Origin of the sequence: Streptomyces sp. NBC_01017, assembly GCF_045162795.1 — a bacterium.
Taxonomy (GTDB): domain Bacteria; phylum Actinomycetota; class Actinomycetes; order Streptomycetales; family Streptomycetaceae; genus Streptomyces; species Streptomyces machairae.
The window spans coordinates 6,057,768-6,083,100 of record NZ_CP108683.1 but is presented as its reverse complement, the minus strand read 5'-3'; the positions used below and the strand labels follow the sequence as shown (position 1 = coordinate 6,083,100).

The window sequence follows — 25,333 nt, the reverse complement described above, 5'->3', positions numbered from 1 at the left end:
CTCTCGATAGTCGAGCATCGCCAACTGAGTACACCGTACCCGATTGCGCGTACACCGTACCCAATTTTTTTCGGAGGACTTAAGCTGAAGTGCATGACGAGCGGCAAGGGCGGCACCAGCGGTACGGAGACCAGCGGCAGCGGTGACATCGCCCGCACCATGGAGCTGCTGTGGGACGCCGGCCGACGCCCGAGCCGGGGGCCCAAGCCGACCCTCACCCTGGACCAGATCGTGGAAGCGGGCGTCCGGGTCGCGGACGCCGAGGGCCTGGAGTCGATGTCCATGCGCCGGGTCGCCACCGAGCTCGGGACGGGCACGATGTCGCTGTACCGCTACGTCCCCGGCAAGGCCGAGCTGCTCGACCTGATGCTGGACCGCGTCCAGCGCCCCTCGGAGAACCCGGCCGACCTGGGCGACGGCGGCTGGCGCGCGGCCCTGGAGGCCGTGGGCCGCGCGACCCTCGACCTCTACCGCCGCCACCCGTGGCTGCTCCAGGTCAACCAGTCACGCCCGATCCTCGGCCCGAGCGCCCTCGACGGCATGGAGAAGGTCCTCGACCGCATCAAGCCGATGGGCCTGACCGACCCCGAACTGGTCTCCGCGATCATCATGATCGACGGCTACGTCGTCGGCGCCGCGCGCACCCAGCTGTACGCACAGGAGGCGGAGCGCCGCACGGGCCTGACCGACGCGGAGTTCTGGCAGGCTCAGACTCCGATGCTGGAGAAGATCATGGCCTCCGGCCGCTATCCCCTGCTCGCCTCCCTGGACGAGAACACCTGGGGCAACGAGTTCGACCACTTCGAGTTCGGCCTGCAACGGATCCTGGACGGACTGGAGGTCTTTGTCGCCCGGCGCGCGGAGACGGCGGGTGGAGCCGGCGGCCCCTCGACGCAGGCATGAGCACCCGGCGTACTACGGCGACGGCTCCGCGATCATGGCGATGAAGCTCAGGAGGCCCACGGGGGCGGCGACCAGGACGGCGTAGCCCACCCGGTCGGCCACCCTCTGCCGCCGTGAGGGCTCCCGGCGGTGGGCCTCGCCGCGTCGGTCCGCCCCGCGGGGCTTGATCGCCTGGTACGCGAGGACCGCGAGGACGACCACGCAGATCGAGACCTGCCAGAGCTCACCCACGACGCCCCAGAACCCCACCCGCTGGACCGTGTCCGGCTCGATGCCCTGGCGGGCGTCGAACTCGGTGCCGTCCGGGTAGTCGTTCCCGGTGTCCTCAAGCCGCACGTAGGAGGCGTCGGCGGCGGTGCCGCCGTCGGGCGTGAAGTCCCCGTGGCAGTCGTAGTCGGAGTTCTTACGGCTGTAGTCGGTGTCGTAGCAGCGCTCCACCTTGTACGTGCCCGGGGTGCCGTAGACACCGGCGGACAGGGCCATGTCGGCGGTCGCGGTGACGAACCAGAAGCCGGTGACGAGGCCGAGGAGGACGCCGCACACCCAGCCGAGGACGCGTTTCATCCGAACACCATTCCGCGCGGCTCCCTGAGCTCCAACAGCCGCGGGATTCCGGCCTGTTCGGCAAGCTCCCCGCGCTGCGGACCGGCCTGCGCGCGCTCCTGCTGCTGCTGGAATGTTCCTGGTGCGTTGGCACCTTGAGTGCCGGGTCTCCTCACCCGCGGCGCAAGAGCCGCCGCAACCCGAACACGACCACACACGCGACGACCACGGCGATGGCGCCGACCTTCAGATCTCCGGTCCGCCCGCTGTCCCCGCTGTCGTCGGACGAGGCCGAACTGCCGCCGCCGGAGGAGGAGTCGGAGGGGCCGGCGTCCCCCGGGGCGTCGTTTGCGACGACGGAGCTGCCGGCGCCCTCGCTGCCGAGCATGAGCTTGGTGCCGTCGGTCGAGTAGCTGGCGGACTCGCCCTGCCCGAGGGGCACGTTGATGCGCTCCAGCCGCTTGGGCTTGCCGCCGTTCCAGTCGTAGGCGACGCCGCCGAAGTAGCCGCGTACGGCGAGGGTCTTGCCGTCCGGCGCGAAGGCGGCGTCGGTGGCCCACATGTCGACGGGGACGGTGGGCTTGAAGACGTTCGTGCCGGAGGCGGAGAGCTCGGCCGGGCCCTCGTACAGGTGCCCGCCGTCCTCCTGCTTGTCGATGATGTAGACGCGGCCGGTCTTGGGGTGCACGACGAGCGACTCGGCGTCACGGGTGCCGTCGGAGTACTTCACCACGTACTGCGTGGCACGGATCGTCCGGTCCTCCAGCGTCTTGGGCTCGGGGAGGCGGTAGACCCACACATAGGGCCACTGCACACCGTCGTTGTCGCCGATGTCGCCGACGTAGAGCTGGTTGTCCGGGCCCATGGAGATCGCCTCCACGTCCCGCGGGGTACCCACCCCGGTCATGGTGATCGTCGCGACCGTCTCGCCGGTCCTGCTGTCCACCGCGTAGAGGTAGGCGCCCGTGTCCTGGTCGTTGTGCGTCCAGTAGATCCCGGGGTGCTGACGCGACGCGGCGAGGCCGCTGGATTCCGTGATGCGCGGGTCCTTGATCGTGAAGTCCTCGTCGCCGTCGGCGGCTGAGGCGGGCAGGGTGAGCGCACCGGTGAGGAGGACCCCGGCGAGGATGGCGAGCGGTCGACGCATGCCCCAAGCCTGCCATTCGGCCCGACGGTTCGGAGGCCGGGTCGGCGGGGGCGGCCCCGGGATGCGGGGGCGTGTCGGGCTTCACACCCCGCCCGGCCATGCCGATGGGTAGCGATCGTCCATCATGAGCGGATGCTCAGGTTCATGCCCGTCGGCGACTCCCAGACCATCGGCAGCGCCGGCGAACACACGTGGCGCTACCGCATGTGGCAGCACCTGCGTGAGACGTACGGCGGCCCCTTCGCCCTCGTCGGCCCGCGCGAGACGCTGCACGACAAGGCGACGGACTCCCCCACCTCGTACGAGTACGCCGACCCCGACTTCCCCCGTGCGCACCTCGCCGGCTGGGGCGAGGGCTGGCTGCACATGGCGCCGGTGATCGGCGAGGCGGTGCGGTCGTGCCGGGCTGATGTGCTGCTGGTGTCGCTGGGCCTGATCGACCTCGGCTTCTACACGAACGCCGAGCAGACGGCGGAGAACGCCCGGAACTTCGTGGCCGAGGCGCGGTCCGCGAACCCCCGGGTGCGGATCGTCGTGCTGCCGGTGATCCCGAACGTCCGCGCCGCCTCGGAGGAGGTCTTCGCCGCGGAGGTCAGCCGCTTCAACGAGCTGCTGGCGAAGGCGGTCGCCGACCTGGACGAGCCGCGCTCGCCGCTGCTCCTGGCGTCCCCTCCCCCGTCGTACGACATCAATCTCGACACGTACGACGGCACCCACCCGAACGCGAGCGGCGAGCACAAGATCGCGGAGGCGTTCGCGGAGGCGATGTACCAGGCGTGGGACCTGGGCGAGCCCTACGAGGTCTGACGCTCGATCGCCCGGACGAGGTGGTCGGCGCAGGGGCGCACGCCGGGGAGGACGTCGTCGCCCCAGCGCTCCTCCTCGTCGCCCAGGTGGACGGCACGGGCATGCGCGAGGGCGGGGCGGTGTTCGGCGGGGAGGCGGGCGAGCGCCCAGTCGGCGGCGGCGTCCTTCGAGCGGATCGCCCCGGTGGCGAGGGTGGTCCAGATCCGGGCGAGGGTGAGCAGGACGTTGCGGGTGTCGGTGTCCAACTCCGCGAGCAGCTCGGGGACTCCGGCGGTGATCGCACGCCTGAGGTCTGCGGGTGGGACGGGGCGAGGAGGTCGGCGGGCGGGGGGCCGTGGAGTGGGGCGTCGGCGAGAAGCACCATCGTCAGGAGGGGCGCGAGGTCGGGCATGGGCTCGGGCCCGGGGAGGGTCCCCCGCTCGTACTCGTCCCGCAGCCACTCCCCGTACAGGAACTCGCAGGGCGGCGGATAACGCCACGGCCGTACCTCGTCCTGTACGACGACGATGAGCTCGACGGGGCGGGCGGCTCCGCCGGACACGTTCAGCAACTCCTCGACGAGGGCACGGCGTTGTGCGTGGGTGGTCGGTTCGCTTACGACGACCAGGACGTCGATGTCACTGTGCGGGCGCAGGCCGCCGAGGGTGGCGGAGCCGTGGAGGTAGATGCCGAGGAGGCTGGTGCCGAAGGTGTGGCGGAGGAGGGGAAGGAGGGGAAGGAGGGAGGCCTCTGGGGCATGCACGTGAGCTTCATCTCCGTGTCACGGTCACTGTGCGTATCGTTGTACTGCGCGGCTGCACTTGTCCGTAAGGGCGGCTGGGGAGGAGCGCCTGATGACCATCCTGGAAGACAGGATCGAGATCGACATGGCCGACGAGAACACCAAGCGCTTGGACGAGTGGTTCGAGCGGCTTGAGCGACTGCCCGTCCCCGAGGGATACATGGTCGAGATCGTCGGGGGCTACGTCTACATGACTCCGCAGCGGGACATCCACTGGGAAACCATCCGAGAGATTCTCTGGGCTCTCGAGGACCACTTCGGAAGGCGGGACGCACGGATTCTCTCGGATGTGCGCATCGACTTTCCCGGCCACCAGAACGGCTTCTGCCCCGACCTTGCCAAGTTCCGCAGCGGTGCGGCCAAGGACGAGGAAGGCCGCTGGCGGCACGAAGACATCGAGTTCGTGGGCGAGGTCATCTCGCGGGGGACGGCCGCCAACGACTACGGCCGCAAGAAGACGGCCTACGCCACGGCCGGGATCCCCGTCTACCTCATCGCCGACCCCTACAAGGGCAGCTGCACCGTGTACACCGAGCCCAAGGACGGCGACTACCGATCCGAGCTGCGGGTCGAATACGGAACCGCCGTCGACATGACCACGACGCCCCTTGGCCTCACCCTGAACACCGACAACTTCCCCCGGGACTGATGAGAGGGTGTGGCCATGGCCGTCATCCACCACACCACCCTCAAACCGACCAAGCTCGAACTGCTCGCCTCCTGGCTGCCCACCCGCCCCTGGTATGCCGGCGCCGGCGAACCTGAGTTGACCAAGGCCGGCGGATTCCGGCTGGACGACCCCGCGGGCGAGGTCGGAATCGAGATCATGGTCGTCACGGATGACTCCGGCGCCCGTCCGGTCCACTACCTCGTGCCGCTCAGCTACCGCGGCGCCCCCCTCGACGGCGCCGACCACGCCCTCGTCGGCACCATGGAGCACGGCGTGCTGGGGCAGCGCTGGGCCTACGACGGCTGCCACGACCCTGTGCTGGTCGACCAGTTGCTGGCCCTGATCGAGGGCCGGGCCCAGGCGCAGGCCCAGAGCACCAGCGGCGCGCCCGACCGGGAGGTCACCCGCGCGTACACGGGTGAGGGCTCCCCGTCCGCAGCCGCCCGCACCGCCACGGCAACCGACGACCGGGACGGCACTGAGCTGCGCACGTCCGACGGCACGGTCGTGCTCCGCCTCATCCGGGTCCTGCGCCCCGCCGGGGAGGCCTCTCAGGACGCGGACGGCCACATCACCGGCGCCTGGCAGCTGCCGGACGGCACCCGAGCCCGCGCCGTGTTCGCCGCCCTGCACACCACCCCTCGGGACCTTGCCTAGAGCGCACTCCACGCGACCTTCGAGCGCCGCGCCGAGATGGAGGTCATCCCGGCCGCGCAGGACTACGGCTCGCCGTCATCCCGTGGTCGCCGTTGCACGGCGGACTGCTCGGCGGCGTCATCGAGAAGGAGGTCGAGGGCGGTCGGCGCAGCTCCGGCAGGGCCGCCGAAGTCCTCGCCGGCCCTGCCGTACGCGCGAAGATCCAGGCGTACGAGGACCTGCTCGACAAGCACGGCCCGGAGCCCGGCGAGGCCCCCCTGGCACGGCTGCTCACCCGGCCGGGCGTGACCGGCCCGATCGTCGGCCCGCGTACCGCCGGGCAGCCGGGCTGGAGCTCAGCGAGGAGCTGCCGGCGGGGCTGGACGAGATCTTCCCGGCTCCGGGGCCGTCCCCGGAGGCCTTCGCCCGGTAGCGGTCACGGGAGTGCGGTGGCGCTCGGCTGGACAGGGACAGCGCCTACCCGCCGAGCGCCGCCGCCAGGGCCACCACGACGAACATCAGCACAAGCACACCGGCCATGATCCGGTTCCGGGTTTTGGGGTTCACGTGTCCGAGCCTAACGGGCACCTGAGAGCGGCCGGCGGGCGACCGCCTCGTATCGGGGTTGCTCACCCGCCACCCCGGACGTGGGCAGGTGGCTGCGCACCAGGACCAGCTCGTCCACCGTCCAGGTGCGGCTCGTGAACGCGTCGAGGGCCGCGACGTACGGCCGTACGTCCACCGCCGACCGGCTCCTCGCGACCGTCAGGTGGGGCTTGTAGCGCCGGTGCTCCCCCATCGGCACCCCGGCCTTGCGCGCCGCCGCCTCACTCCGGTCCGCCAGCAGCCGCAGGGCCGCCAGGTCCCCCTCCGCGCCCGTCCACAGCGCCCGCCCGTGCCCGAACTGGCCGCCACCGCGCAGCGCCAGCGGGAAGGGCGCCGTGCGGTGCGCGACGCGCTCCAGGCGGGCCGACAGGTCCGGTACGAGGTCGTCGTCGACCTCGCCGTAGAAGGCGAGGGTGAAGTGCCAGCCGGGGCGGCCGGTCCAGCGCAGCGCGTCCGCGCTGGGCAGCTTCTTCAACTCGGCGACCTCGGTGGCCAGTTCGCGGGCCACGTCCTCGGGTGGCAGCACGGCGGCGAAGAGTCTCATGGGTCCAGCCTGGCACCATGACCGGATGACGATCACCATCAGAGAAGGCGGACCCGACGACGTCCCCGTGATACTCGGCATGCTCGACAGCTGTGTGGAGTGGCTGGTCTCACAGGGGCGCACGGGGCAGTGGGGGACGAAGCCGCTGTCGGAGAGCGCGAGGACCGTGGAGTCGGTCACGCGGAGCACGGCAGGGGGCGAGGTCTTCATCGCCGAGGTCGACGGCGCACCGGCCGCGACCCTCACCCTGGCCGACTCGCCCGGGCCCTCCCTGGCCCATCTCCCGTCGCCCGGCGAGCCCGAGCGGTACATCCACTGGCTCGCCTCCGACCGCCGCTTCAAGGGACACGGCGCGGGCGGCGCCCTGCTCGCCCACGCCGCCGAGGTGACCCGGCAGGCGGGCGTCTCGCTGCTGCGGGTGGACTGCTACGCGGGCGACGACGGCAAGCTCGTCCGCTACTACGAGAGCCACGGCTTCGTCCGCACCGAGACCTACCGGGGGACGAACGACTGGCCGGGGCAGGTACTGGCCCGCCGGGTCTGACCCCCACGGGGGCGGGGCCCGCAGGCACCCGCCCCTCAAGTCGCCGTCAGCCGCTCTCAGGCAGCCGTGGCCAACTGCTCCCGCTCCCGCGGCACGAACCGCACCTGCGGATGCCCGTGGTTCCAGCCGACCGCCAGCCGCAGGCCGCCGACCCGCGCCAGGACCAGGGCGATGGCCACCGCGGCGACGGCTGTGATCGCGCCGCCCACCGCCAGGCCCGCCCGGACGCCGTACGCGTCCGTGACCCACCCGGCTATCGGAGCGCCCAGCGGTGCGCCGCCCATGAACACCATCATGTAGAGGGCCATCACGCGGCCCCGCATGCTCGGGTCGGTGGCCATCTGGATGCTGCTGTTGGCGGTGACGTTGACCGTCATGCCGAACATTCCTATCGGGGCCATGAGCAGGGCGAACAGCCACAGGGACGGCGCGAACGCGGCCACGATCTCCATCGTGCCGAAGGCCACCGCACCCGCGACCAGCACCCGCATCCGGGCCGTACCGCGCCGGGCCGCGAGCAGCGCGCCGGCCAGGGAACCGACCGCCATCAGGGTGTTGAAGAGGCTGTATGAGCCGGCGCCCGCGTGGAAGACGTCGTCGGCGAAGGCCGACAGAAACACGGGGAAGTTGAAGCCGAAGGTGCTGACGAACCCGGCGAGGACGATGGTCCACATCAGCTCCGGCCGGCCGGCGACATACCGCAGCCCCTCCCGCATCTGCCCCTTGCCGCGCGGCGCCCGCTCGACGGCGTACAGCTCGCGGTCCCGCATCAGCAGCAGGCCCGCGAGCGGCGCGACGAAGGACAGGCCGTTGGCGAGGAACGCCCAGCCGGTGCCGACGCCGGTGATCATCAGGCCGGCCACGGCGGGGCCGACCAGGCGGGCCGACTGGAAGTTCGCGGAGTTCAGGCTGACCGCGTTCTGGAGCTGGTCCGGGCCGACCATCTCGGAGACGAACGACTGCCGGGCCGGGTTGTCGATGACGGTCGCCAGACCGACGACGAAGGCGGCCAGGTACACGTGCCAGACCTGGACGTGCCCGGAGAGGGTGAGGACGGCCAGCGCGATGCCGGTGACGGCCATCGACGTCTGGGTGACGAGCAGCGTGCGGCGCTTGGGCAGACGGTCGACGAGGACGCCGCCGTAGAGGCCGAACAGCAGCATCGGCAGGAACTGCAGGGCCGTCGTGATGCCGACGGCGGTGGCGGAGCCGGTGAGGCTGAGCACCAGCCAGTCCTGCGCGATGCGCTGCATCCAGGTGCCGGTGTTGGAGACGACCTGGCCGAGGAAGAAGAGGCGGTAGTTCCGGACCTTCAGCGAGCTGAACATCGAGGACTTGCGGGGCCCCCGGGCGGGCGGGGATTCGTGGGTGGTCGGTGCGGGGGCGGAGTCTGCTCCGGATCCCGTACTCAAAAGGGTCGCCTCCTCGTGGCTGCTTACAGGTGTGCGAGCTTCTCCAGCACGGGGGCGGCGGCGCGCAGTTTCGCCCACTCGTCCTCGTCGAGACCCTCGACCAGGGTCGCCAGGAAGGCGTTGCGCTTACGGCGGCTCTCCTCGAGCATCGCCTCGGCCTGCTCGGTCTTCGTGACGACCTTCTGGCGCCGGTCCTCCGGGTGCGGCTCCAGCCGGACCAGTCCCTTGGCCTCCAGCAGGGCGACGATGCGGGTCATCGACGGCGGCTGAACGTGCTCCTTGCGGGCCAGCTCACCGGGGGTGGCCTTTCCGCAGAGGGAGAGGGTGCCCAGCACCGACATCTCGGTGGGGCTCAGCGACTCGTCGACCCGCTGGTGCTTGAGCCGGCGTGACAGTCGCATCACGGCGGAGCGCAGGGAGTTCACGGCGGCAGCGTTGTCGCCATGGGTAAGGTCCGACATGTTCCTTAGCGTAACTCATTACTCTCGCTAAAGACCACTAAGGACACGCATGGATGCCCGTGAGCCAGGCCACTCAAGCACGACATCACTCATATGGGTGATCCGGCAGCGGAACGTGACACATCGCACCGAAGAGTGCCGCGACCCTCGTGTTCATGGGGACCAGCGTGCTCAGCCTGCGAATAGACCATGAGCTGCTCGAACGGCTCCGCCAGCATGCCGCGAAAAGAGGAATGAGCGTCCAGGACTATGTCGTCCGAACGCTCATCCGCGATGACTTCGACGAACGGTTCCAGGCCGCCGTGGAAGAGACAGAGAAGTTCTACGGGCGCACGTGAGCAACGGGCCCACGTGAGAGACGGGCCCACGTGAGAGACGGGCTTACGTGAGGCCCAGCGCCGGCATCAGGTAGTAGAAGCCGAAGACCGCCGCCACGACGTACATCGCGATCGGCACCTCCCGGCCCCGCCCGGCGGCCAGGCGCAGCACCGCGAACGTGATGAAGCCCATGCCGATGCCGTTGGTGATCGAGTAGGTGAACGGCATCATCACCATCGTCACGAAGGCCGGGATCGCGATCGTGTAGTCGGCCCAGTCGATCTCCTTGACGGAGTTCGCGAGGATCAGGAAGCCCACCGCGAGCAGGGCCGGGGTGGCCGCCTGGGACGGGACCATGGTGGCGACGGGCGTCAGGAACAGCGCCACACCGAACAGGGCGCCGGTGACGACGTTCGCGAATCCGGTACGGGCTCCTTCGCCGACGCCGGCCGTGGACTCCACGAAGGCGGTGGTGGCCGACGAGGAGCTGGCGCCGCCCGCGGCGACGGCGAAGCCGTCGACGAACAGGACCCTGTTGATGCCCGGCATCTGCCCCTGGGCGTCGGTCAGTTTCGCCTCGTCGCTGACGCCCATGATCGTGCCCATGGCGTCGAAGAAGCAGGACAGCAGGACGGTGAAGACGAAGAGGATGCCGGTCAGCGCGCCGACCTTGTCGAAGCCGCCGAACAGGCTGACCTCGCCGATCAGGCCGAAGTCGGGGCTGGCGACGGGGTTGCCGGGCCACTTCGGGGTCGTCAGACCCCAGGACGGCACGTTCGCGACGGCCTCGATGACGACCGCGAGCACCGTCATCGTGACGATCGAGATGAGGATCGCGCCGGGGACCTTGCGCACGATCAGCGCGAGGGTGAGCAGCGCGCCGAGGACGAAGACCAGCACCGGCCAGCCGTTGAGGTGGCCGTCGCCGCCGAGCTGGAGCGGGACCGTGGTCTGGGCGGCGTCCGGGATGCGGGAGACGAAGCCGGAGTCGACGAGGCCGATCAGCATGATGAACAGGCCGATGCCGATGGAGATGGCCTTGCGCAGGCCGTAGGGCACGGCGTTCATGACGCGCTCGCGCAGACCGGTGGCGACGAGCAGCATGACCACGAAGCCGGCCAGGACCACCATGCCCATGGCGTCCGGCCAGGACATCCGGGGCGCCAGCTGGAGCGCGACGACCGAGTTCACGCCGAGACCGGCGGCGAGCGCGATCGGCACGTTGCCGATGACGCCCATGAGGAGGGTGGTGAACGCCGCCGTCAGGGCCGTCGCGGTGACGAGCTGCCCGTTGTCGAGCTGATGCCCGTACATGTCCTTCGCGCTGCCGAGGATGATCGGGTTCAGCACGATGATGTAGGCCATCGCGAAGAAGGTGGCGAGACCGCCGCGGATTTCACGGGGCAGCGTGCTGCCGCGTTCGGAGATCTTGAAGTAGCGGTCGAGTGCGCCGTAAGTGGGCCCGGCTCCCGGCTGTTCAGGGGTGGGGGCCTTGGCAGGAGCCGAGGTGGGCATGCTTTTGGTTGTTCCTACGAAGAGAAGTGGTCAGGCATAAACCGTTTCAGTATGAACATATAAAGGCTGGATCTGCTATCTCCGCGCGTAGATGCGCGCGTGGTTCCGCGTGGAGCGATCGCTTCGTGCCGGGATCCGATCGCCTCGTAAGCTGTCCCCCATGGCCGGTCTTTTCTCGGGATCCCCCAAGCACGAGGCGCCGGAGCCCCTTGAGGGCCCCGTGGTCGCCACCATCACCGGCGGCACGATCCTCTGGTTCGTCCTCTTCGTCGTCCAGCTCCCCTTCTACGGCTGGTTCGACGACCGCGGACAGGCCTGGTGGGTGTGGACCTGTCTGGCCGGCGGCGGGCTCGGGCTCATCGGCATCTGGTACGTCCGCAGGCGCGACGCCGCCCTCAAGCGGGCAACGGCTCCGGAGGAGCCCCGGGAAACCACGGGCGAACCCCGGTCGTCCTGAGGTACCGCGCCGTACGACCACGGCACGACGCCGGTCCTACCCAGGTCGGAACTTCCGTGCACTCGGCGGGTGAAGGCGTAGATCCGCACGTACCGTCGAAGGCATGACGCATACCGACGCGGGCTCCGAAGTGGACAACCCTGCGCGGACCGTCCGCGCCCCGGTGGCGACGGGTGGGCTGACCGCCGCCGAGGTGGCCGAGCGGGTCGCCCGGGGGGAGGTCAACGACGTCCCGGTGCGCAGCAGCCGGTCGATGACCGACATCGTCCGCGCCAACGTCTTCACCCGGTTCAACGCGATCATCGGCGTGCTCTGGGTGATCATGCTGCTCGTCGCGCCCATCCAGGACAGCCTGTTCGGCTTCGTGATCCTCGCCAACACCGGCATCGGGATCGTCCAGGAGTGGCGGGCGAAGAAGACCCTCGACTCGCTCGCCGTGATCGGCGAGGCCCGGCCCACCGTCCGGCGCGACGGGGTCGCCGACGAGGTCAGCACCTCGGAGATCGTGCTCGACGACCTGATAGAGATCGGGCCGGGCGACAAGGCCGTCGTGGACGGCGTGTGCGTCGAGGCCGACGGGCTGGAGATCGACGAGTCGCTGCTCACCGGCGAGGCCGACCCGGTCGTCAAGCAGCCGGGGGACCAGGTGCTGTCCGGCAGCTTCGTCGTCGCCGGCGGCGGCGCCTTCCAGGCCACCAAGGTCGGGCGCGAGGCCTACGCCGCGCAGCTCGCCGAGGAGGCGTCCCGCTTCACGCTGGTCCAGTCCGAGCTGCGCTCCGGCATCTCCACCATCCTCAAATACGTGACGTGGATGATGATCCCGGCCGCGACCGGCCTGATCATCACCCAGCTCGTCGCCAAGGACAACGCGCTCGACGACTCGATCGCCCGGACCGTCGGCGGCATCGTGCCGATGGTCCCCGAGGGGCTGGTGCTCCTCACCTCGGTCGCCTTCGCCATCGGCGTCATCCGGCTCGGCCGTAAACAGTGCCTCGTGCAGGAACTGCCCGCCATCGAGGGCCTCGCCCGCGTCGACACCGTCTGCCTCGACAAGACCGGCACGCTCACCGAGGGCGGCATGGACGTCACCGAGCTGCGGCCCCTGGGCGGAAACGACGAGGAGTACGTACGCAAGGTGCTGGGCGCCCTCGGCGAGTCCGACCCCCGCCCGAACGCCTCCCTCCAGGCCATCATCGACGCCTACCCCGACACCGACGACTGGCGCTGCACCGAGTCCCTCCCCTTCTCCTCCGCCCGCAAGTACAGCGGCGCCACCTTCAGCGAGGGCAACGGCGAGACCAGTTCGTGGCTGCTGGGCGCCCCCGATGTCCTGCTCGGCACCGACGATCCCGACCTGGCCGAAACCGATCGGCTGAACGAACAAGGCCTACGGGTCCTGCTGCTCGCCCGGGTCGGCCGCGACCTCGACGATCCCGGGGTCGCCGAGAGGGCCAAGCCCGCCGCCCTGGTCGTACTGGAACAGCGGCTGCGGCCCGACGCCGCCGACACCCTGCACTACTTCGCCGAGCAGAACGTCCGCGCCAAGGTGATCTCCGGCGACAACGCGGTGTCGGTGGGCGCGGTGGCGACCAAGCTCGGGCTGACCGGTACGACGGTCGATGCGCGCCGGCTCCCGCAGGACACGGACGGGATGGCGGCGGCCCTCGACGAGGGCACGGTGTTCGGGCGGGTCACCCCGCAGCAGAAACGGGACATGGTGGGCGCGCTGCAGTCCCACGGGCACACCGTCGCCATGACCGGCGACGGTGTGAACGACGTCCTCGCCCTGAAGGACGCCGACATCGGCGTGGCCATGGGCTCCGGGTCGGAGGCCACCCGCGCGGTCGCGCAGATCGTGCTGCTCAACAACAGCTTCGCGACGCTGCCGTCGGTCGTCGCGGAGGGGCGTCGGGTCATCGGCAACATCACGCGCGTGGCGACGCTGTTCCTGGTCAAGACCGTCTACTCGGTGCTGCTGGCGGTGATGGTGGTGTGCTGGCAGGTGGAGTACCCGTTCCTGCCGCGGCACCTGACTCTGCTGTCCACCCTCACCATCGGCGTCCCGGCGTTCTTCCTGGCTCTCGCCCCCAACAAGGAGCGCGCGAAACCCCACTTCGTACGGCGGGTCATGCGGTACTCGATCCCGGGCGGGGTGGTGGCCGGGGTGGCGACGTTCGTGACGTATCTGATCGCCCGTCACTACTACACCGGTGAGGGCGCGCTGGACGCGGAGACCAGCGTGGCCACGCTGACGCTGTTCCTGATCGCGATGTGGGTGCTGGTCATCATCGCCAGGCCGTACACATGGTGGCGGGTCGCGCTGGTGACGGCGATGGGGCTCGGATTCCTGCTGGTGCTGGTGGTGCCGTGGTTGCAGGAGTTCTTCGCGCTGCGGCTGGTGGGCATGACGATGCCGTGGATCGCGGTGGGTATCTCGGCCGTGGCGGCGGTCGCCCTGGAGTTCGCGTGGAGGTGGGTCGACCGCCGCGTCCCCGCCTAGCCGCTGCGCCCGGCTTTGGCCGGAGGGGCCTTGTGGGTCACTGCGCGACCGTTGTGGCTGGTCGCGCAGTTCCCCGCGCCCCTGAGGGGGGTGTTCTACCGGACGTCGACGAAGTCACCGGTGGCGTTGACGGCCGGAGTCGTGCTCGTGCCCGCGAAGCTGTAGCGGAAGTAGCCGTCCTGCGACGCGGTGACCGTGGTCTTCAGCTCACCCGTCGAGTTCGACTTGATCGTCTTGACGGTGCTGTAGGTGCTGCTGTCCTTCTTGCGGAACTGGAGCTTCACCGACTGGTTCGTGTAGCCGTGGTACTTGTTGTCCTCCCAGTTCGCCCGGGAGAGCTTGCCGGTGACCGTGATGGTCTTGCCCTTCTTCACCGGCTCCGGCGAGGCGTTGACCGTCAGCTGGGAGTTGCGCTGGATCAGGGTGGTGGCGAGGCCGCCCTTGTCGGCGTATCCGACCTTGGTGATGTCGAAGGACTCGGCCGAGGGGTCCTGCCCGTTGAACGCGATGGCCATCGCGCCGGCCTTCCAGCTGCCCGCGTCCGCGTTCCACAGCTCACCGTCGGCCGGGTAGACGTCGATCGTGCCGGTGCAGTCGGCCGTGGTCGACGAACTCGGCGTGCACTTGCCGTAGTTGTTGCCGAACAGCATGTTGTCCGGCGCGTCGAAGGCGCCCTTGTAGATGTACGGGTCGGTGTAGAAGTCCGCGGCGGTGATGTCGAGGTCCGCACCGTGGGTCAGCTTGTACGTCACCTTGGTGGAGACGTGGTTGGTCGTGCCGACCTTGACCGCCTTGGCGATCTTGAAGTTGGAGAAGGAGACGTTCAGGGCGTACGGCTGGCCCTCTTCGGGGGCGCGGGTGCCGAACGCGCTCTTGCCGGACGCGGCGTGCGCGGCCTCACGGATCTTCGCGACGTCCGCACGGCTCACGGTGTCGTCGGCCTGCGCGGCCGGCACGGCGAGGGCGGAGAGGGCCAGGGCGCCGGAGACGGCGGCCACAGTGGCTCGTATGCGCATGCGTTCTCCACGTGGAGAAGGGCCCCGGTGGATCGCAGAGCTCCGTGTCTCGCGATCACACCGGGGCCGAGTGATCGTTGGAGCCTGTTGGCTCACAAGATCAGATATGCGGCACGAGTGGAGGGTTGTGCCGCTGGTGTGGATGTTGCGTAAGCGTTACTGACGCTGAGTGAACGAGCGGCGATTGCCCGGTTTCACCGGACGTCGACGAAGTCACCCGTGGCGTTGACGGCCGGAGTCGTGCTCGTGCCCGCGAAGCTGTAGCGGAAGTAGCCGTCCGTCGACGCGGTCACCGTGGTCTTCAGCTCGCCCGTCGAGTTCGACTTGATCGTCTTGACGGTGCTGTACGTGCTGCTGCCCTTCTTGCGGAACTGCAGCTTCACCGACTGGTTCGTGTAGCCGTGGTACTTGTTGTCCTCCCAGTTCGCCCGGGAGAGCTTGCCGGTGACCGTGATGGTCTTGCCCTTCTTCACCGGCTCCGGCGAGGCGTTGACCGTCAGCTGGGAGTTGCGCTGGACCTGGAAGCTCTTGGCGTTGTCCTTCTGGACGTAGTCGGCGTCGTCGCCCACCGCGATCGCCCAGACCTTCCAGGTGCCGGCCACCTTGTTGATCAGGTTGTAGCCCGGCTTGAGGTCGAAGGTCGACTTGCAGTTCGACGTCGTGGCGTTGACCACCGTGCAGGTCGCACGGCCGTCGCTGCCGTTGGCCACGGCACCGGAGTCGGAGCTGTCGATGTTCGCACCGTGGTACAGGATCGCCTGCGCCCAGTCGACGCCCGAGTTGTCCTTGACGGTGAAGGTCACGGTGATGGTCTTCTTCGCGGTCGAACCGACGACCGCGGCCTTGCCACCGTTCACCACGACGTTCGAGATCGCGGTGTCGCCCTCGACCTCGTCGGCCTGGGCGGCCGGCACGGCAAGAGCGGAAAGGGCCAGGGCGCCGGTCACGACGCCGAGGGTGGCACGCATGCGCATGTGTTGTTCTTCCCCACGTTGCAAAGGGCCCCGCCCGGTCGCACCCAGCGGCTCGTGGGTGTGCACGGGGCCCAAGTGATCAAGGAGTCCGTTGACTCTCGTGATCAGATTCGCGAGGCATGCGAAAGGTTGTACGACTCGTGAGAGATTTGTGCGAGTAATTTCAAGATCAGCCGAACGGGGGCACCGTGGGAGTCGCGATGCCGGCGACGCAGCTCGCCGACGCGGACTGATCGGCAGGGAAGGCGGTCAGGCCCCGCCCCTCAGTCGAACCACCGGTCCCGCGCCAGCTCCCCCGTCCGCGACGGATCCTCCAGCAGCGCCGCCACCTCGAACCGGCGCGGCCACTGCCCCGCCGCCCAGGCGAGCCCCGCGGCGACGCCCTCCAGGGTCGAGGCGTGCAGGGTGCCGTCGTTCGTGTGGCGCCAGTCGATCTCCACGCCGTCGACGACGAGTTCCTCGTGCTCGACGTACGACTGGGGCGTCCGCGCGCCGAGCAGCACCCGCACCGACTCCGGTACGTCGTGCTCGGTGCCCTCGGAGTCCACGTCGCCGGTGACGGACTCGCTCAGCCGCCGCACCTGGAACAGCTCGGCCAGCTCGGCGGCCCGCGAAGGCCGTACGGGAAGCAGCGGCACCCCCGCCGTGAACGGCAGCAGGTCGGGCGAGTCCACGACCACCGCGTCCGCCGCGTCCACCACCTCGACCCGCCCGTCGATCACGGCCCGCAGCTCGTCAGGCAGGGTCACCTGCTCCGGGTCGAGGTCGGCCAGGGCGCCGTACAGGGCGTGCAGTTGGGCCGAGGTGACGGGGCGGTCCGGGTCGGCGAGGCGGTCGAGCAGCTCGGCGCCGCCGCCCGGCTCGTCTAGCAGCGCGGCGACGGAGGTGCGCACCCCGAGCGCCCGCAGCACCTGCTCGTCCTCGAAGCCGGTCGCGTCGGCCTCGTCGTACAGGCCGCGCAGCAGCGGGTCGCCGCCGGCGGCGAGGAGCCCGGCCGGGCGGCGGCCGTCCAGCACCGGGTGACCGCGCAGCCACCAGGCGGTGTACGGCCGTACGACCTCGTGCGTGCCGTCGGGCAGCAGGATCCGCACCTGCTGGGTCAGCGCGTCCCGCAGCGGCGGCTGGGCGAGCAGGGCGAGGGCCTGGGGCCACTTGTCGTCGTCCACCAGGTCCAGGTCGCGTACGGCGATCAGCTCGGTGGCGACCGGCGGTACCGGCGTGTCCGGGAAGCGGTCGAGGACGTCCTCGCTCCACACGTCCACGGCGTCCAGCAGGCCCGCGTCGTCGGGCTCGGCGAAGTCGCCCTCGCGCGGCTCCAGTTCGTCCGGGTCGAGAACGACGTCCGTGGCGCGCACGAGGGCGAAGTTCGCGAGGACACCACAGGCGGCGAGGGGCTGCTCGCCCCACTTCTCGGCCAGTTCGGCGTCCACGGTGGCGAGTTCGCCGTCACGCATGACCTGGTGGAAGGGGCTGTCGGGGAGGACGAGTTCGCCGGCGGGCGCGGGCTCCCCCTCCTCGTCGGGCAGCGCGAGGGCGCCGAGCCACGGCTCGTCACCGGGCTCCAGGCCCGCTTCGCGTACGAGGGCGAGGACGGTGTCGGCCAGTTCCTCGGCGTCGGGAGTGTCCTCCTCCCAGCTCAGCGCGCCGTCCTCGTCCAGGGAGGCGGCGACCGCGGCGCGCACCTGGGGTGTGGTGAGGACCGCGCGGGGCGTGGCCGGGAGGGCGCCGAGCTTCTCCAGGAGCGGGTGCGCGGCGTCGGGGTGGGCGACCTTGAGGCCCAGGCGGGCCAGGATCTCCGGGTCGACGGGGGCGCCGTCGGTGGTGGGGAGCAGGATCTGCCGGGGGCCGATGGTGGTGCGTCCGTCGGCCAGCGGCACGGGGAGGCCGGACAGCCGGTCCGGGTCGACGCCGGCAAGGCTGTCGTAGAGCCGCCGCCACCAGTCCGGTGCCTTCTCCAGCCCGGCGAGCCGGTCGATCGCGTCGGTCAGCGGGACCCGGGCGACGCCCAACGTCCGCAGCTCCACGCGCCGTTCGAGCCCGGCGGGGAGGAGGGTGGGCAGGACCTCGGCGAGGACCTGCACGGTGTCGGCGCCCGCGCCTTCGACCACCTCGGCGTCCCGGGGCCGCAGGGACTCGGGCAGCTCGGAGTCCTGCTCCCGCGGCTCGACGGCGGGCGGCAGGAAGGAAGTGCGGGGCAGGCGCTCCAGGACGGCCTGGCGCAGGGCACCGTCGAGTTCGCCCTTGCCGAGCGGGCCGGGTACGAGACCGATGATGCCGTCGCTCACCGGGCGCCAGTCGGCGAGCAGTTCGGCGTACGCGTCCGCCGCCCGCTGCACGAGGAAGTCGGTGAGCGGGCCGGGGGCGGCGTGCCGACGGGTGGTGTCGAGGGGGAAGGAGGCGATGAGCAGGGCCGGGACGCCGAGGGCCTCGTCGCTGGGTGTGGGCGCGTGCACGACGGGAGCCGTGCGGGGCCGGGCGGGCGTGCTGTCCGTGGCGTCGACCGGGACGGCCCAGGTGAGCGACCAGTGGGGGCGCAGCCGCTCCTCGACCGGGCGGTCGGCGAGCAGTTCGGGCGTGAGCGCGCCGTGGGCGTCGACCGTACGCCAGTGGGTGACGCCGTTGGCGGAGTCCTCCACGACCGTGAAGGGGCCGTCGGCGGCGCGGCGCAGGGTGCGCGGCTCGGCGTCGCCGGCCTCGATCACGACCTCCTCCAGCCCGGGCAGGGCGAGGAGCAGGGCGTCGTCGACGGAGTGCAGCAGCCGCTCTGCGAGGTCGGCGGCGGCGGTGTCGCGCAGGGGGAGGATGACGACCGTGTCGTAGGGGTCCGGGGCGGTGCCCTCGGCGGCGAACGGCAGGCGCAGCAGCGGAACATGACCGTCCCGCCGCCGGATCTCGTCCCCGAGCCCGGGGTTGTGTGCCGCGGTCTCCCGGGCCAGTTCGCGGGCCTCGGCGAGGGACCACCGGACACCGCCGTGCCGCCCGACGACAGCGGGTTCGTCGGTGACCGCGATCACGGACGCGAAGCCGACCCCGAACCGGCCGACGGAGGCCGAGTCCCGCTTGGCGGAGGCGCGCAGGGTGGCCAGCGACTCGACGCCGGCCGCGTCGAGCGGAGCACCGGTGTTGGCGGCGACGAGAACACCCTCGCGGAGGGTGAGCCGGAGCTTTCCGGGCACTCCCGCCCTGGCGGCTGCGTCGGCGGCGTTCTGAGCGAGCTCGACGACGAGCCGGTCCCGGTACCCGCCGAGGACGAGGTCCTCCTCGGCGTTGGCGTCCTCCCGGAAACGGGCGGGGCTGGTGGCCCAGGCATCCAGCACACCGCGACGCAGGCGGGCCGTGCCGAACGGGTCGGCGCCTTCGGGTGCGGGCCGCACGAACTTGCTCACGTTGACTCTCCTCATCGGCGTGATGATGAAGGTACCGCCGATGGGAGGCGCATGCGCTTCCCGCCCGCGGCGCCGCGGACGCGCCTTCCGACCTCCCGGGCCGGCTCACCGGACGGCCGTCTCACAACTCCCTTGCCGCACCGGCAGTTGACTGCCTGGCATCGCGTTCACCATCGCGAATCGATTGTTGTTCCGGTGCATCGGGGGCCTGGCGTGACGTTGGTGATGGCGGTGGCGGCCGTCTGGGGCGTTCTGCAACTTTTCGCGATCTCCTCACCGACGCGTTCGGTGCGCCTGTCGACCGTGCTGCTGGCCCTGGCGGTGGGCGTGTACGGGTGCGGCGTGGCGACGGCGTTGGTGGAGTTCGCCTACACCCGCGTCTACGCGGAGCAGTCGGGCCGGTCGCTGGTGACGGTGGTGAACACCACCAGCTACACGGTCGCTCCCTGGGTGGAGGAGTTACTCAAGGTTTCCCCATTGCTGCTGGCGGGGCTGAGCCTGCGGGTCCGCCGCCAGTGGGGGCTGACCGACTTCGTCGTGGTGGGCGCGGCTCTGGGGGCGGGTTTCGGGCTGCTGGAGGCGGTTCTCCGGTTCGGCTTGGACGCGGACCGGGCGATCACCCGCGGCGAGGGCTGGATCGTCCCCGACAGCCTGTCCCCGCCGTATGTGCCGGGCCTGGGACAGGTGCTCACGTCGTGGCTCCCGGCCCCGTTCAGCCAGCTGGACCTGGGCGGCCCTCCGGTCACGGAAACGTTCACTCACCTGGTGTTCACGGCCATGGCCGGCTTCGGGGTCGGGCTGCTGTGGCGCGCGCACGGCTGGATACGCCTGCTGTCGATCCTCCCGATCGCGGCTGCCGCCGCCCACCACACGGTGAACAACTACGCGGTGCAGGAACACTCCGCCGGGACCAGGGAATGGCTGGAGTCCCTGAACGGGCTCGCATGGGCCGCGCCACTCGTGTGCCTGGCCATCGCCATGGCCGCGGACCTGCGCCGGCTCCACCGCGCCAAGGGCACCATGCCCGACGTACTCCTCGCGTCCGAACGTGCCGACGGCGACAGCCTGGGAGCACTGCTGCGGTACGCGGCCTGGCGCCTGCCGTGGAGCCTGCTGATCGTCCTTCGTTACGTCAGGCTGCGGCGCTCCTTGCCGTACGCAGCCGCCGAGTCGACGCCGCCCGGCGAGACCAGGGACCTACGTCGAGTGGTCGCCGGGATCACCACCCGGATGGACGCCTCCGACAACAGGCGTGCCTGGCAGTCGCTGAACATCCGCGCCTGGCTGAAGGCGAGCCGAGCGGCGCGGCGTACCCGCGAGCGATGGCTCCTGCTGATCCCGTGCGTGCTCATGCTCCCGGCACTGCTGTTCCTGGGCGTCGGCTCGTTCACCTCCACGGCCGGCCTCCAGGAGTACTTCAGTACCGGTGCGGGGCCGAAGATCCTCATGGGCTTCGGCGTTGCCGCCCTGGCCTGGGTCGCGTACCAGCTGGTCACCCTTTTACGCACCTGGCGTCGCGCATCGGCACAGCCGCTGGGGGAGGTACTGGCGGCCCACCGCTTCCGTGTCGGAACGGCACTGGGGGCGGCGACCACCGGCGTGCTCCTACTGTGGCGCGGACTCGGCGCCGCGGGCCCCGACGGCAGGACCATCCGCACGCTCCACCTCCTCGACGCCCTGAACACCTTCCTGATCCACCTCGGCTTCGCCCTCCTCCTGCTCTCGCTGCTCGCCCTGTTTCCCCCGGGAGGCTTCGCGCTGGCCGGAGGCGGGATGGTCGGCGCACTTACGGCGGAGGCGGCGCTGAGTGCCGGGGTGCTTGGTACGGCCGGCGTCGTGCTCATGGGGTTGGGCGCGTCGAACGGGTCCGGCGGGGACTACAACGCTTGGCCGAGGAGCAAGCGCAAGGGGCGCCAGAACCCGGAGCACCGTGCGGATGTCCGTGGTGACGAGGGGAAGAGCCTTGGGGGCAAGAGCAAGGCTCATACGATCGACAGGCACGTCGACAAGACCATTGCTGGCATGCGTAAGCGTCTGCGCGAGAACGCAAAGCTCGAAGCGGACTCACGCTACGTTGACGTCGATTCGGCACAACGCTTCACTGACAAGACCCTCACCACCAGGGAGAATCAACGGAAGATATCCGACTGGCTGGCCAGGGGCGCAAAAGCACCACTGCGACTGGAAGCAGAGTTCACCGAAAACACAGGACTCCACCTCACTCGCTACGACTTCACCCATGGGCAGCCTACGCAATGGGTACGAGGAGTCCGCGTCATTCTCAAGGCAGACCCGACGGCGCCGTCCGGATACCGCGTCCTCACATCGTTCCCCCAGCCCTAGCGCGCACGCTTGGAGCAACTCATGAGTCAGGCACTTCCGTCAGAGCCGCGATTCTACGAACTCAGCGACCTTTTGACAGCCTACGCATACACCGGCTTCACGTTCACTGACACCGCAGATACCCCAGGCCCCGGCCTGGCCTCGTATCTCAGAATTGCCGCTCATGACCCGGCCCGCGCCGCAACAGCCGTACAGCAAATCGATGAGCTACTCTCCATCGGACTGTTCTCCGAAGAGATCGCGGACGACGTGGAGAACATTCCCCACATCCGCCCTCCGATGGGCAGCAGCGTGGAGGACTGCCTGCGTATCACGCGGGAACACCTCCAGCGATTCCTGCAAGACCCGTCACGAGTTCCCCAGATAAACCCGCAGAACGCCTGGGAATGGAACGAGCGTTTCCCCGAGCTGAGCCAGTTCCTCGGCGCCTACTTGCACCGGAATTACGCAGAGTTCTACGCCTCTCCCGAGGCGGCTGTCGATGAGTACGTCGTCGAGGCCGTACCGGAAGACCGTGCACAGGCGGCACAGGAGATCACGGAGCTTCTGACGATGGTGGCCTCGGAGCAGGAACTCCACACAGCAACCACGGCGTTGGGCCTCGACCTTCTGCCGCCGGACGAGACGTCACTCCGGCAATGGCTGGAACTGATCCGCCGGCGAATCACTGCCGCGTAGCGATACCTGGACGTGGCGGAGCCCGGGAGTCGTATCCAGCTCCCGGGCCCCTGGGGATGCCACCCAATTGCGCACGCCGGCGGCGTTTAAGAGGTCGGATCAGTCATCATGCCGTCGTGTTCTTCCTTTGAACTACCGCACCACGCAAGAGGTGCAGGCGAGAGTCGAACTCGCATCCGACGGCGTTCGTCCGGCCTCGGTCGATCCGGCGATCGGCGGCAATGCTGAGACTGGAGCGAGAGTCTGAGATTGATCGCGGCTGCCTCTTCCATGTTGGGCTACCCCGGCCCGGATGGGTGTCGTAGTGCCGGGGGAAGGACTCGAACCTTCACTGTCACCGCGTCTTTCAGGCTGAACTTCAGTGTCAGCTTGCGCTCATCGCGCGAACCGGGCCTCAATCCCGGCCCGCGCCTGTTGCGCACCCCCGCGCTCGCACGCGGGGGCGATCATGGAGGCTACTCGTGACCGGCGTCAGCCGAACAGGTAGCCGAACACCGCGTCGCCGACCCGCTGATCGGTGACCTCGGCACCGTTGGCCTCCTCGCGGGCGAACTTCACAGCCTGCTGGAGCTTCTCGACCCGCTCCACCAGTTCATTGACCCGCCGCGCCGGAAGGGCCCCGGAGAACTTCACGGTCGTCCAGTACCCGATGGGCACGTCCTCGTAGTACACCTCGACCTGCGCCGGGTGCTTCTCCGTCGCCTCCGCCTTCACGTGGTTGCGCGGAACCTTCTTCGTACGGATCGTGCGGACCGGGTCCGTCTTCCACCAGTCCGTGGACGGGTCGGGGGACCAGGACTCGGCGGCATCGAGCGTCGGAAGTTTCTTGACGAAGGTGTGCAGGTCGGTGAGCTGCTTCTCCAGGAAGAGGAGGTAGCTGACCGGAACGTCGGCGACGACCGTCCGCCCGTCGACCGTGACGTCGGCGCGTGCCGAGCAGTTGGCCCAGTCCTTCGTGGCGGTCACGTCGAACAGCCGGGTCAGCGACGCGGACATCTCCCGCAGCACGTCCTCCGCCTGCACCTGCACACGCGTGGACTCCGGCGGCAGCTGCTCGCCCTCCTCGTCCTTCGGCTGGTACGTACGCGAGATACCGGCCAGCAGCGCGGGCTTCTGTACCTTGTGGTGCGCCGCGGTGATGTCCTGGAGCGACTTGCTCTTGACGCCCTTTTCGACAGCGATGATCTGATTCAGCTTCGCCACGAGATCCCCCTTCGAACAGGCAGGAACGTATCCCACCGGCTCGAACGCGTGCACTCGCTTTTCGGGGGTCAGACCTCGGACGCGTACGTGACGAAGGCTGCCCAGGCCTGCGGGGCGAGCGCCAGTCGGGGGCTGGTGTCGCGGTACTTGGAGTCGCGGACGTGGATGGTGCGGGGGGCTACCGCGATCTCTACGCAGGAGTCGCCCTCGCTGCTGCTGCTGTAGCTGCTCTTGAACCACGCCAGCTCGAAGGCATCCCCGGCCGAGGCGTTGCGGATCATGTTTCCCCCAGCAGTTGTTCGATGAAGGCCGTCGACTCACGTGGCGTGAGAGCCTGCGCCCGGATGATGCCATACCGCAGCTCAAGGATAAGGAGCTGCTTGGGCTCCGTGACCGGGCGGCCGTTGGCCACGGCCGGCGAACGCCCCACGGCCGAGCCGTCCTCGAACTTCAGCACCTCGATCCCACCGGCCAGCCCAGCGTGCTCCTCGCGGTCCATCGGCATGACCTGAAGCTCGACATTCCTCAACTGCCCCACTTCCAGCAGATGCTCAAGCTGGCGACGCAACGCCACCCTGCCTCCGAGCGGACGTCGCAGCGCCCACTCCTCCAGGACGAAGCTGAGTTCCGGCACCGGGTCCCGCTCGAACACCGCCTTGCGGGCCACACGCGCTGCGATGAACCGCTCCACCTCATCCTCTGTGTACGCGGGGCGTCGCATCAAGAGAAGCCCCCGCGCGTACTCCGGCGTCTGCAACAGGCCATGAACGTTGAGCGGATCGTAGAGCTGGAGCTCGACCGCCTTGGCCTCCATCTCCCCCAGCGCCCGCACCTTCTTCGGGTACCGGACCTTCTTCACGTCCTCCCACGTCGCGGCGACAAGCCCACCCGCCCCCAACACCTCGTCGGCCTTGACCAGATACTCCTGCCGAGGAATCCGCTTCCCACCCTCGATCTTGTAGACCAGGTCCTCCCCGTACCCGACCGCCCTCCCGAACTCGGCGGCCCGCATCCCCACCGCCTCCCGCCGCAGCTTCAGTTGCCGCCCGACGGTCGCGATGACCGCAATCCCCCACTCGTCGTCCGGATCGACCTCCCAGCCCGGCTCGTCCGCCTCCGTCTTGAGCCGTCCGGCGTCCGCCTCGACCGACATCCCGTACCCCTCCGTCGTACCGCCACCGTGCAGCAGCGCCCTACCCTCACCCAACGCCCCGACAGCCCGGACACCACCGGACAAGCTCCGGACAGTCACCGTACGCACCCGTTGAGTCACTGTTCACAGTAAGCACGCACCACCACGCTGAGTGACGTGACGCAGAAATCCCCCGAACTCGCCAGCCGTGTCCGCAACTTCAGCGTGCAGCTCTCCCCCACCCCTCGCGGCGCCCGTCTCGCCCGACTCCTCGCCACGGAACAACTCCGCAGCTGGGGCCTGCCTCTGGACCCGGCGGCGCACATCGTGGCCGAGCTGGCCGCCAACGCGGTCACGCACGGTCGCGTCCCCGGTCGGGACTTCCTGCTGCTCCTGTACGTCGTCGGCGGCACCCTCCGTATCGAAGTCACCGACACATGTGGCGACCGGCTGCCCGATCCCCAAAGCCCCACCCCTGACGCGGAGTCCGGCCGCGGACTCACCATCGTCGAGGCCCTGGCCGACCGCTGGGGCACTTCACCAGGCCTGCCTCCACGCAAGACGGTCTGGGCCGAAGTCGCCCTTTCACCGGAACCCGGAAACCCGTTCACCGGTGACACGGGCGGTCTCCCTCAAAGAACAAACCGGTGAAAGAACCTCACCAAGCCCCACCCTTCCCGCCCACGGCGCAAACTCACCCAACCGGGTGAACATCACCAACTCGGCTGGATTCGGGGCAGGTTGCCTGCCTTACGCT

General features: G+C 69.6%; 23 protein-coding genes and 2 pseudogenes. 12 read left to right on the top strand and 13 right to left on the bottom strand.

The genetic code is table 11. The features are described 5' to 3' along the window. The first annotated feature begins 93 nt into the window (after nt 1-93). Nucleotides 94-903, top strand: coding sequence for a TetR/AcrR family transcriptional regulator (locus tag OG331_RS28005; RefSeq protein WP_406201064.1), 810 nt, complete (start codon nt 94-96; stop codon nt 901-903). Between the two features lie 12 nt (nt 904-915). Here the strand turns inward: OG331_RS28005 and OG331_RS28000 are convergent, their stop codons facing one another. Further along, a complete protein-coding gene (locus tag OG331_RS28000; protein WP_406201061.1) occupies nt 916-1,467 on the bottom strand; it encodes a hypothetical protein in 552 nt (183 codons plus the stop codon). A gap of 151 nt (nt 1,468-1,618) precedes the next feature. Beyond that, nucleotides 1,619-2,593: a WD40 repeat domain-containing protein gene (locus tag OG331_RS27995; RefSeq protein ID WP_406201058.1), complete on the bottom strand. Its 975-nt coding sequence runs from the start codon at nt 2,591-2,593 to the stop codon at nt 1,619-1,621. A 132-nt stretch (nt 2,594-2,725) separates the two neighbouring features. Here OG331_RS27995 and OG331_RS27990 point away from each other — a divergent pair, with 132 nt between their 5' ends. Next, entirely contained in the window at nt 2,726-3,400 is a 675-nt protein-coding gene (locus OG331_RS27990; RefSeq protein WP_406201056.1) for an SGNH/GDSL hydrolase family protein, read from the top strand. Here OG331_RS27990 and OG331_RS27985 read toward each other — a convergent pair. Continuing rightward, nucleotides 3,388-4,142: pseudogene (locus OG331_RS27985) on the bottom strand (aminoglycoside adenylyltransferase family protein). The gene OG331_RS27990 and the pseudogene OG331_RS27985 overlap by 13 nt on opposite strands. A gap of 91 nt (nt 4,143-4,233) precedes the next feature. Here OG331_RS27985 and OG331_RS27980 point away from each other — a divergent pair. The 3 genes and pseudogenes from OG331_RS27980 to OG331_RS27970 form a co-directional block, all read left to right on the top strand. Then, the gene (locus OG331_RS27980; RefSeq protein ID WP_406201054.1) at nt 4,234-4,830 is read left to right on the top strand and encodes a Uma2 family endonuclease; all 597 of its coding nucleotides are present in this window, start codon (nt 4,234-4,236) and stop codon (nt 4,828-4,830) included. 15 nt (nt 4,831-4,845) lie between these two features. Then, nucleotides 4,846-5,508 carry a maltokinase N-terminal cap-like domain-containing protein gene (locus tag OG331_RS27975; protein WP_406201052.1) on the top strand — a complete coding sequence of 221 codons (663 nt, stop codon included), beginning with the start codon at nt 4,846-4,848 and terminating at the stop codon, nt 5,506-5,508. Between the two features lie 6 nt (nt 5,509-5,514). Next, nucleotides 5,515-5,920: pseudogene (locus OG331_RS27970) on the top strand (aldo/keto reductase); the annotation flags it as partial. A 144-nt stretch (nt 5,921-6,064) separates the two neighbouring features. On the opposite strand, the gene thpR reads toward OG331_RS27970, so the two are convergent. Continuing rightward, nucleotides 6,065-6,637, bottom strand: coding sequence for an RNA 2',3'-cyclic phosphodiesterase (gene thpR, locus OG331_RS27965; RefSeq protein WP_406201050.1), 573 nt, complete (start codon nt 6,635-6,637; stop codon nt 6,065-6,067). Between the two features lie 25 nt (nt 6,638-6,662). Here thpR and OG331_RS27960 point away from each other — a divergent pair, with 25 nt between their 5' ends. Further along, on the top strand, nt 6,663-7,181 hold the full coding sequence (locus OG331_RS27960; protein ID WP_406201047.1) for a GNAT family N-acetyltransferase: 519 nt from the start codon (nt 6,663-6,665) through the stop codon (nt 7,179-7,181). Between the two features lie 56 nt (nt 7,182-7,237). On the opposite strand, the gene OG331_RS27955 is transcribed toward OG331_RS27960, so the two are convergent. Further along, nucleotides 7,238-8,593, bottom strand: coding sequence for an MFS transporter (locus OG331_RS27955; RefSeq protein ID WP_406201045.1), 1,356 nt, complete (start codon nt 8,591-8,593; stop codon nt 7,238-7,240). Between the two features lie 23 nt (nt 8,594-8,616). Beyond that, nucleotides 8,617-9,054, bottom strand: coding sequence for a MarR family transcriptional regulator (locus tag OG331_RS27950; protein ID WP_328426930.1), 438 nt, complete (start codon nt 9,052-9,054; stop codon nt 8,617-8,619). 155 nt (nt 9,055-9,209) lie between these two features. Here OG331_RS27950 and OG331_RS27945 point away from each other — a divergent pair, with 155 nt between their 5' ends. After that, complete coding sequence (locus OG331_RS27945; protein WP_328426929.1) at nt 9,210-9,392, top strand: ribbon-helix-helix protein, CopG family; 183 nt, start codon at nt 9,210-9,212, stop codon at nt 9,390-9,392. Nucleotides 9,393-9,435: 43 nt separating this feature from the next. On the opposite strand, the gene OG331_RS27940 is transcribed toward OG331_RS27945, so the two are convergent. Beyond that, entirely contained in the window at nt 9,436-10,887 is a 1,452-nt protein-coding gene (locus tag OG331_RS27940) for an NCS2 family permease (RefSeq protein WP_406201041.1), read from the bottom strand. Nucleotides 10,888-11,047: 160 nt separating this feature from the next. Here OG331_RS27940 and OG331_RS27935 point away from each other — a divergent pair, with 160 nt between their 5' ends. Beyond that, nucleotides 11,048-11,344, top strand: coding sequence for a DUF2530 domain-containing protein (locus OG331_RS27935; protein WP_406201039.1), 297 nt, complete (start codon nt 11,048-11,050; stop codon nt 11,342-11,344). 103 nt (nt 11,345-11,447) lie between these two features. Further along, nucleotides 11,448-13,844 (top strand): cation-translocating P-type ATPase, encoded by a 2,397-nt coding sequence (locus OG331_RS27930; RefSeq protein WP_406201036.1) that lies wholly within the window; start codon nt 11,448-11,450, stop codon nt 13,842-13,844. Nucleotides 13,845-13,939: 95 nt separating this feature from the next. Here the strand turns inward: OG331_RS27930 and OG331_RS27925 are convergent, their stop codons facing one another. The 3 genes from OG331_RS27925 to OG331_RS27915 form a co-directional block, all read right to left on the bottom strand. Next, entirely contained in the window at nt 13,940-14,860 is a 921-nt protein-coding gene (locus tag OG331_RS27925; RefSeq protein WP_406201034.1) for a hypothetical protein, read from the bottom strand. 194 nt (nt 14,861-15,054) lie between these two features. After that, nucleotides 15,055-15,834, bottom strand: a complete 780-nt coding sequence (locus OG331_RS27920; RefSeq protein ID WP_406201031.1) for a calcium-binding protein — start codon at nt 15,832-15,834, stop codon at nt 15,055-15,057. Between the two features lie 263 nt (nt 15,835-16,097). Next, nucleotides 16,098-19,220, bottom strand: a complete 3,123-nt coding sequence (locus tag OG331_RS27915; RefSeq protein ID WP_406201029.1) for a sacsin N-terminal ATP-binding-like domain-containing protein — start codon at nt 19,218-19,220, stop codon at nt 16,098-16,100. A gap of 213 nt (nt 19,221-19,433) precedes the next feature. Between OG331_RS27915 and OG331_RS27910 the strand changes: the two genes are divergently transcribed. Together OG331_RS27910 and OG331_RS27905 are read left to right on the top strand one after the other, a co-directional pair. Continuing rightward, nucleotides 19,434-21,563, top strand: coding sequence for an RNase A-like domain-containing protein (locus tag OG331_RS27910; protein ID WP_406201026.1), 2,130 nt, complete (start codon nt 19,434-19,436; stop codon nt 21,561-21,563). A gap of 21 nt (nt 21,564-21,584) precedes the next feature. Beyond that, nucleotides 21,585-22,241: a contact-dependent growth inhibition system immunity protein gene (locus OG331_RS27905; RefSeq protein ID WP_384189237.1), complete on the top strand. Its 657-nt coding sequence runs from the start codon at nt 21,585-21,587 to the stop codon at nt 22,239-22,241. A gap of 471 nt (nt 22,242-22,712) precedes the next feature. Here OG331_RS27905 and OG331_RS27900 read toward each other — a convergent pair whose 3' ends face one another. The 3 genes from OG331_RS27900 to OG331_RS27890 all read right to left on the bottom strand — a co-directional run bounded on the left by OG331_RS27900 (nt 22,713) and on the right by OG331_RS27890 (nt 24,597). After that, complete coding sequence (locus OG331_RS27900; protein ID WP_328426920.1) at nt 22,713-23,444, bottom strand: hypothetical protein; 732 nt, start codon at nt 23,442-23,444, stop codon at nt 22,713-22,715. A gap of 68 nt (nt 23,445-23,512) precedes the next feature. Further along, nucleotides 23,513-23,725: a DUF397 domain-containing protein gene (locus OG331_RS27895; protein ID WP_406201023.1), complete on the bottom strand. Its 213-nt coding sequence runs from the start codon at nt 23,723-23,725 to the stop codon at nt 23,513-23,515. Next, on the bottom strand, nt 23,722-24,597 hold the full coding sequence (locus OG331_RS27890) for a helix-turn-helix domain-containing protein (protein WP_406201021.1): 876 nt from the start codon (nt 24,595-24,597) through the stop codon (nt 23,722-23,724). Before OG331_RS27890 ends, OG331_RS27895 begins: the two co-directional genes overlap by 4 nt. A 156-nt stretch (nt 24,598-24,753) precedes the next feature. On the opposite strand from OG331_RS27890, the gene OG331_RS27885 reads away from it, so the two are divergent. After that, a complete protein-coding gene (locus tag OG331_RS27885) occupies nt 24,754-25,227 on the top strand; it encodes an ATP-binding protein (RefSeq protein ID WP_406201019.1) in 474 nt (157 codons plus the stop codon). Nucleotides 25,228-25,333: the final 106 nt, after the last annotated feature.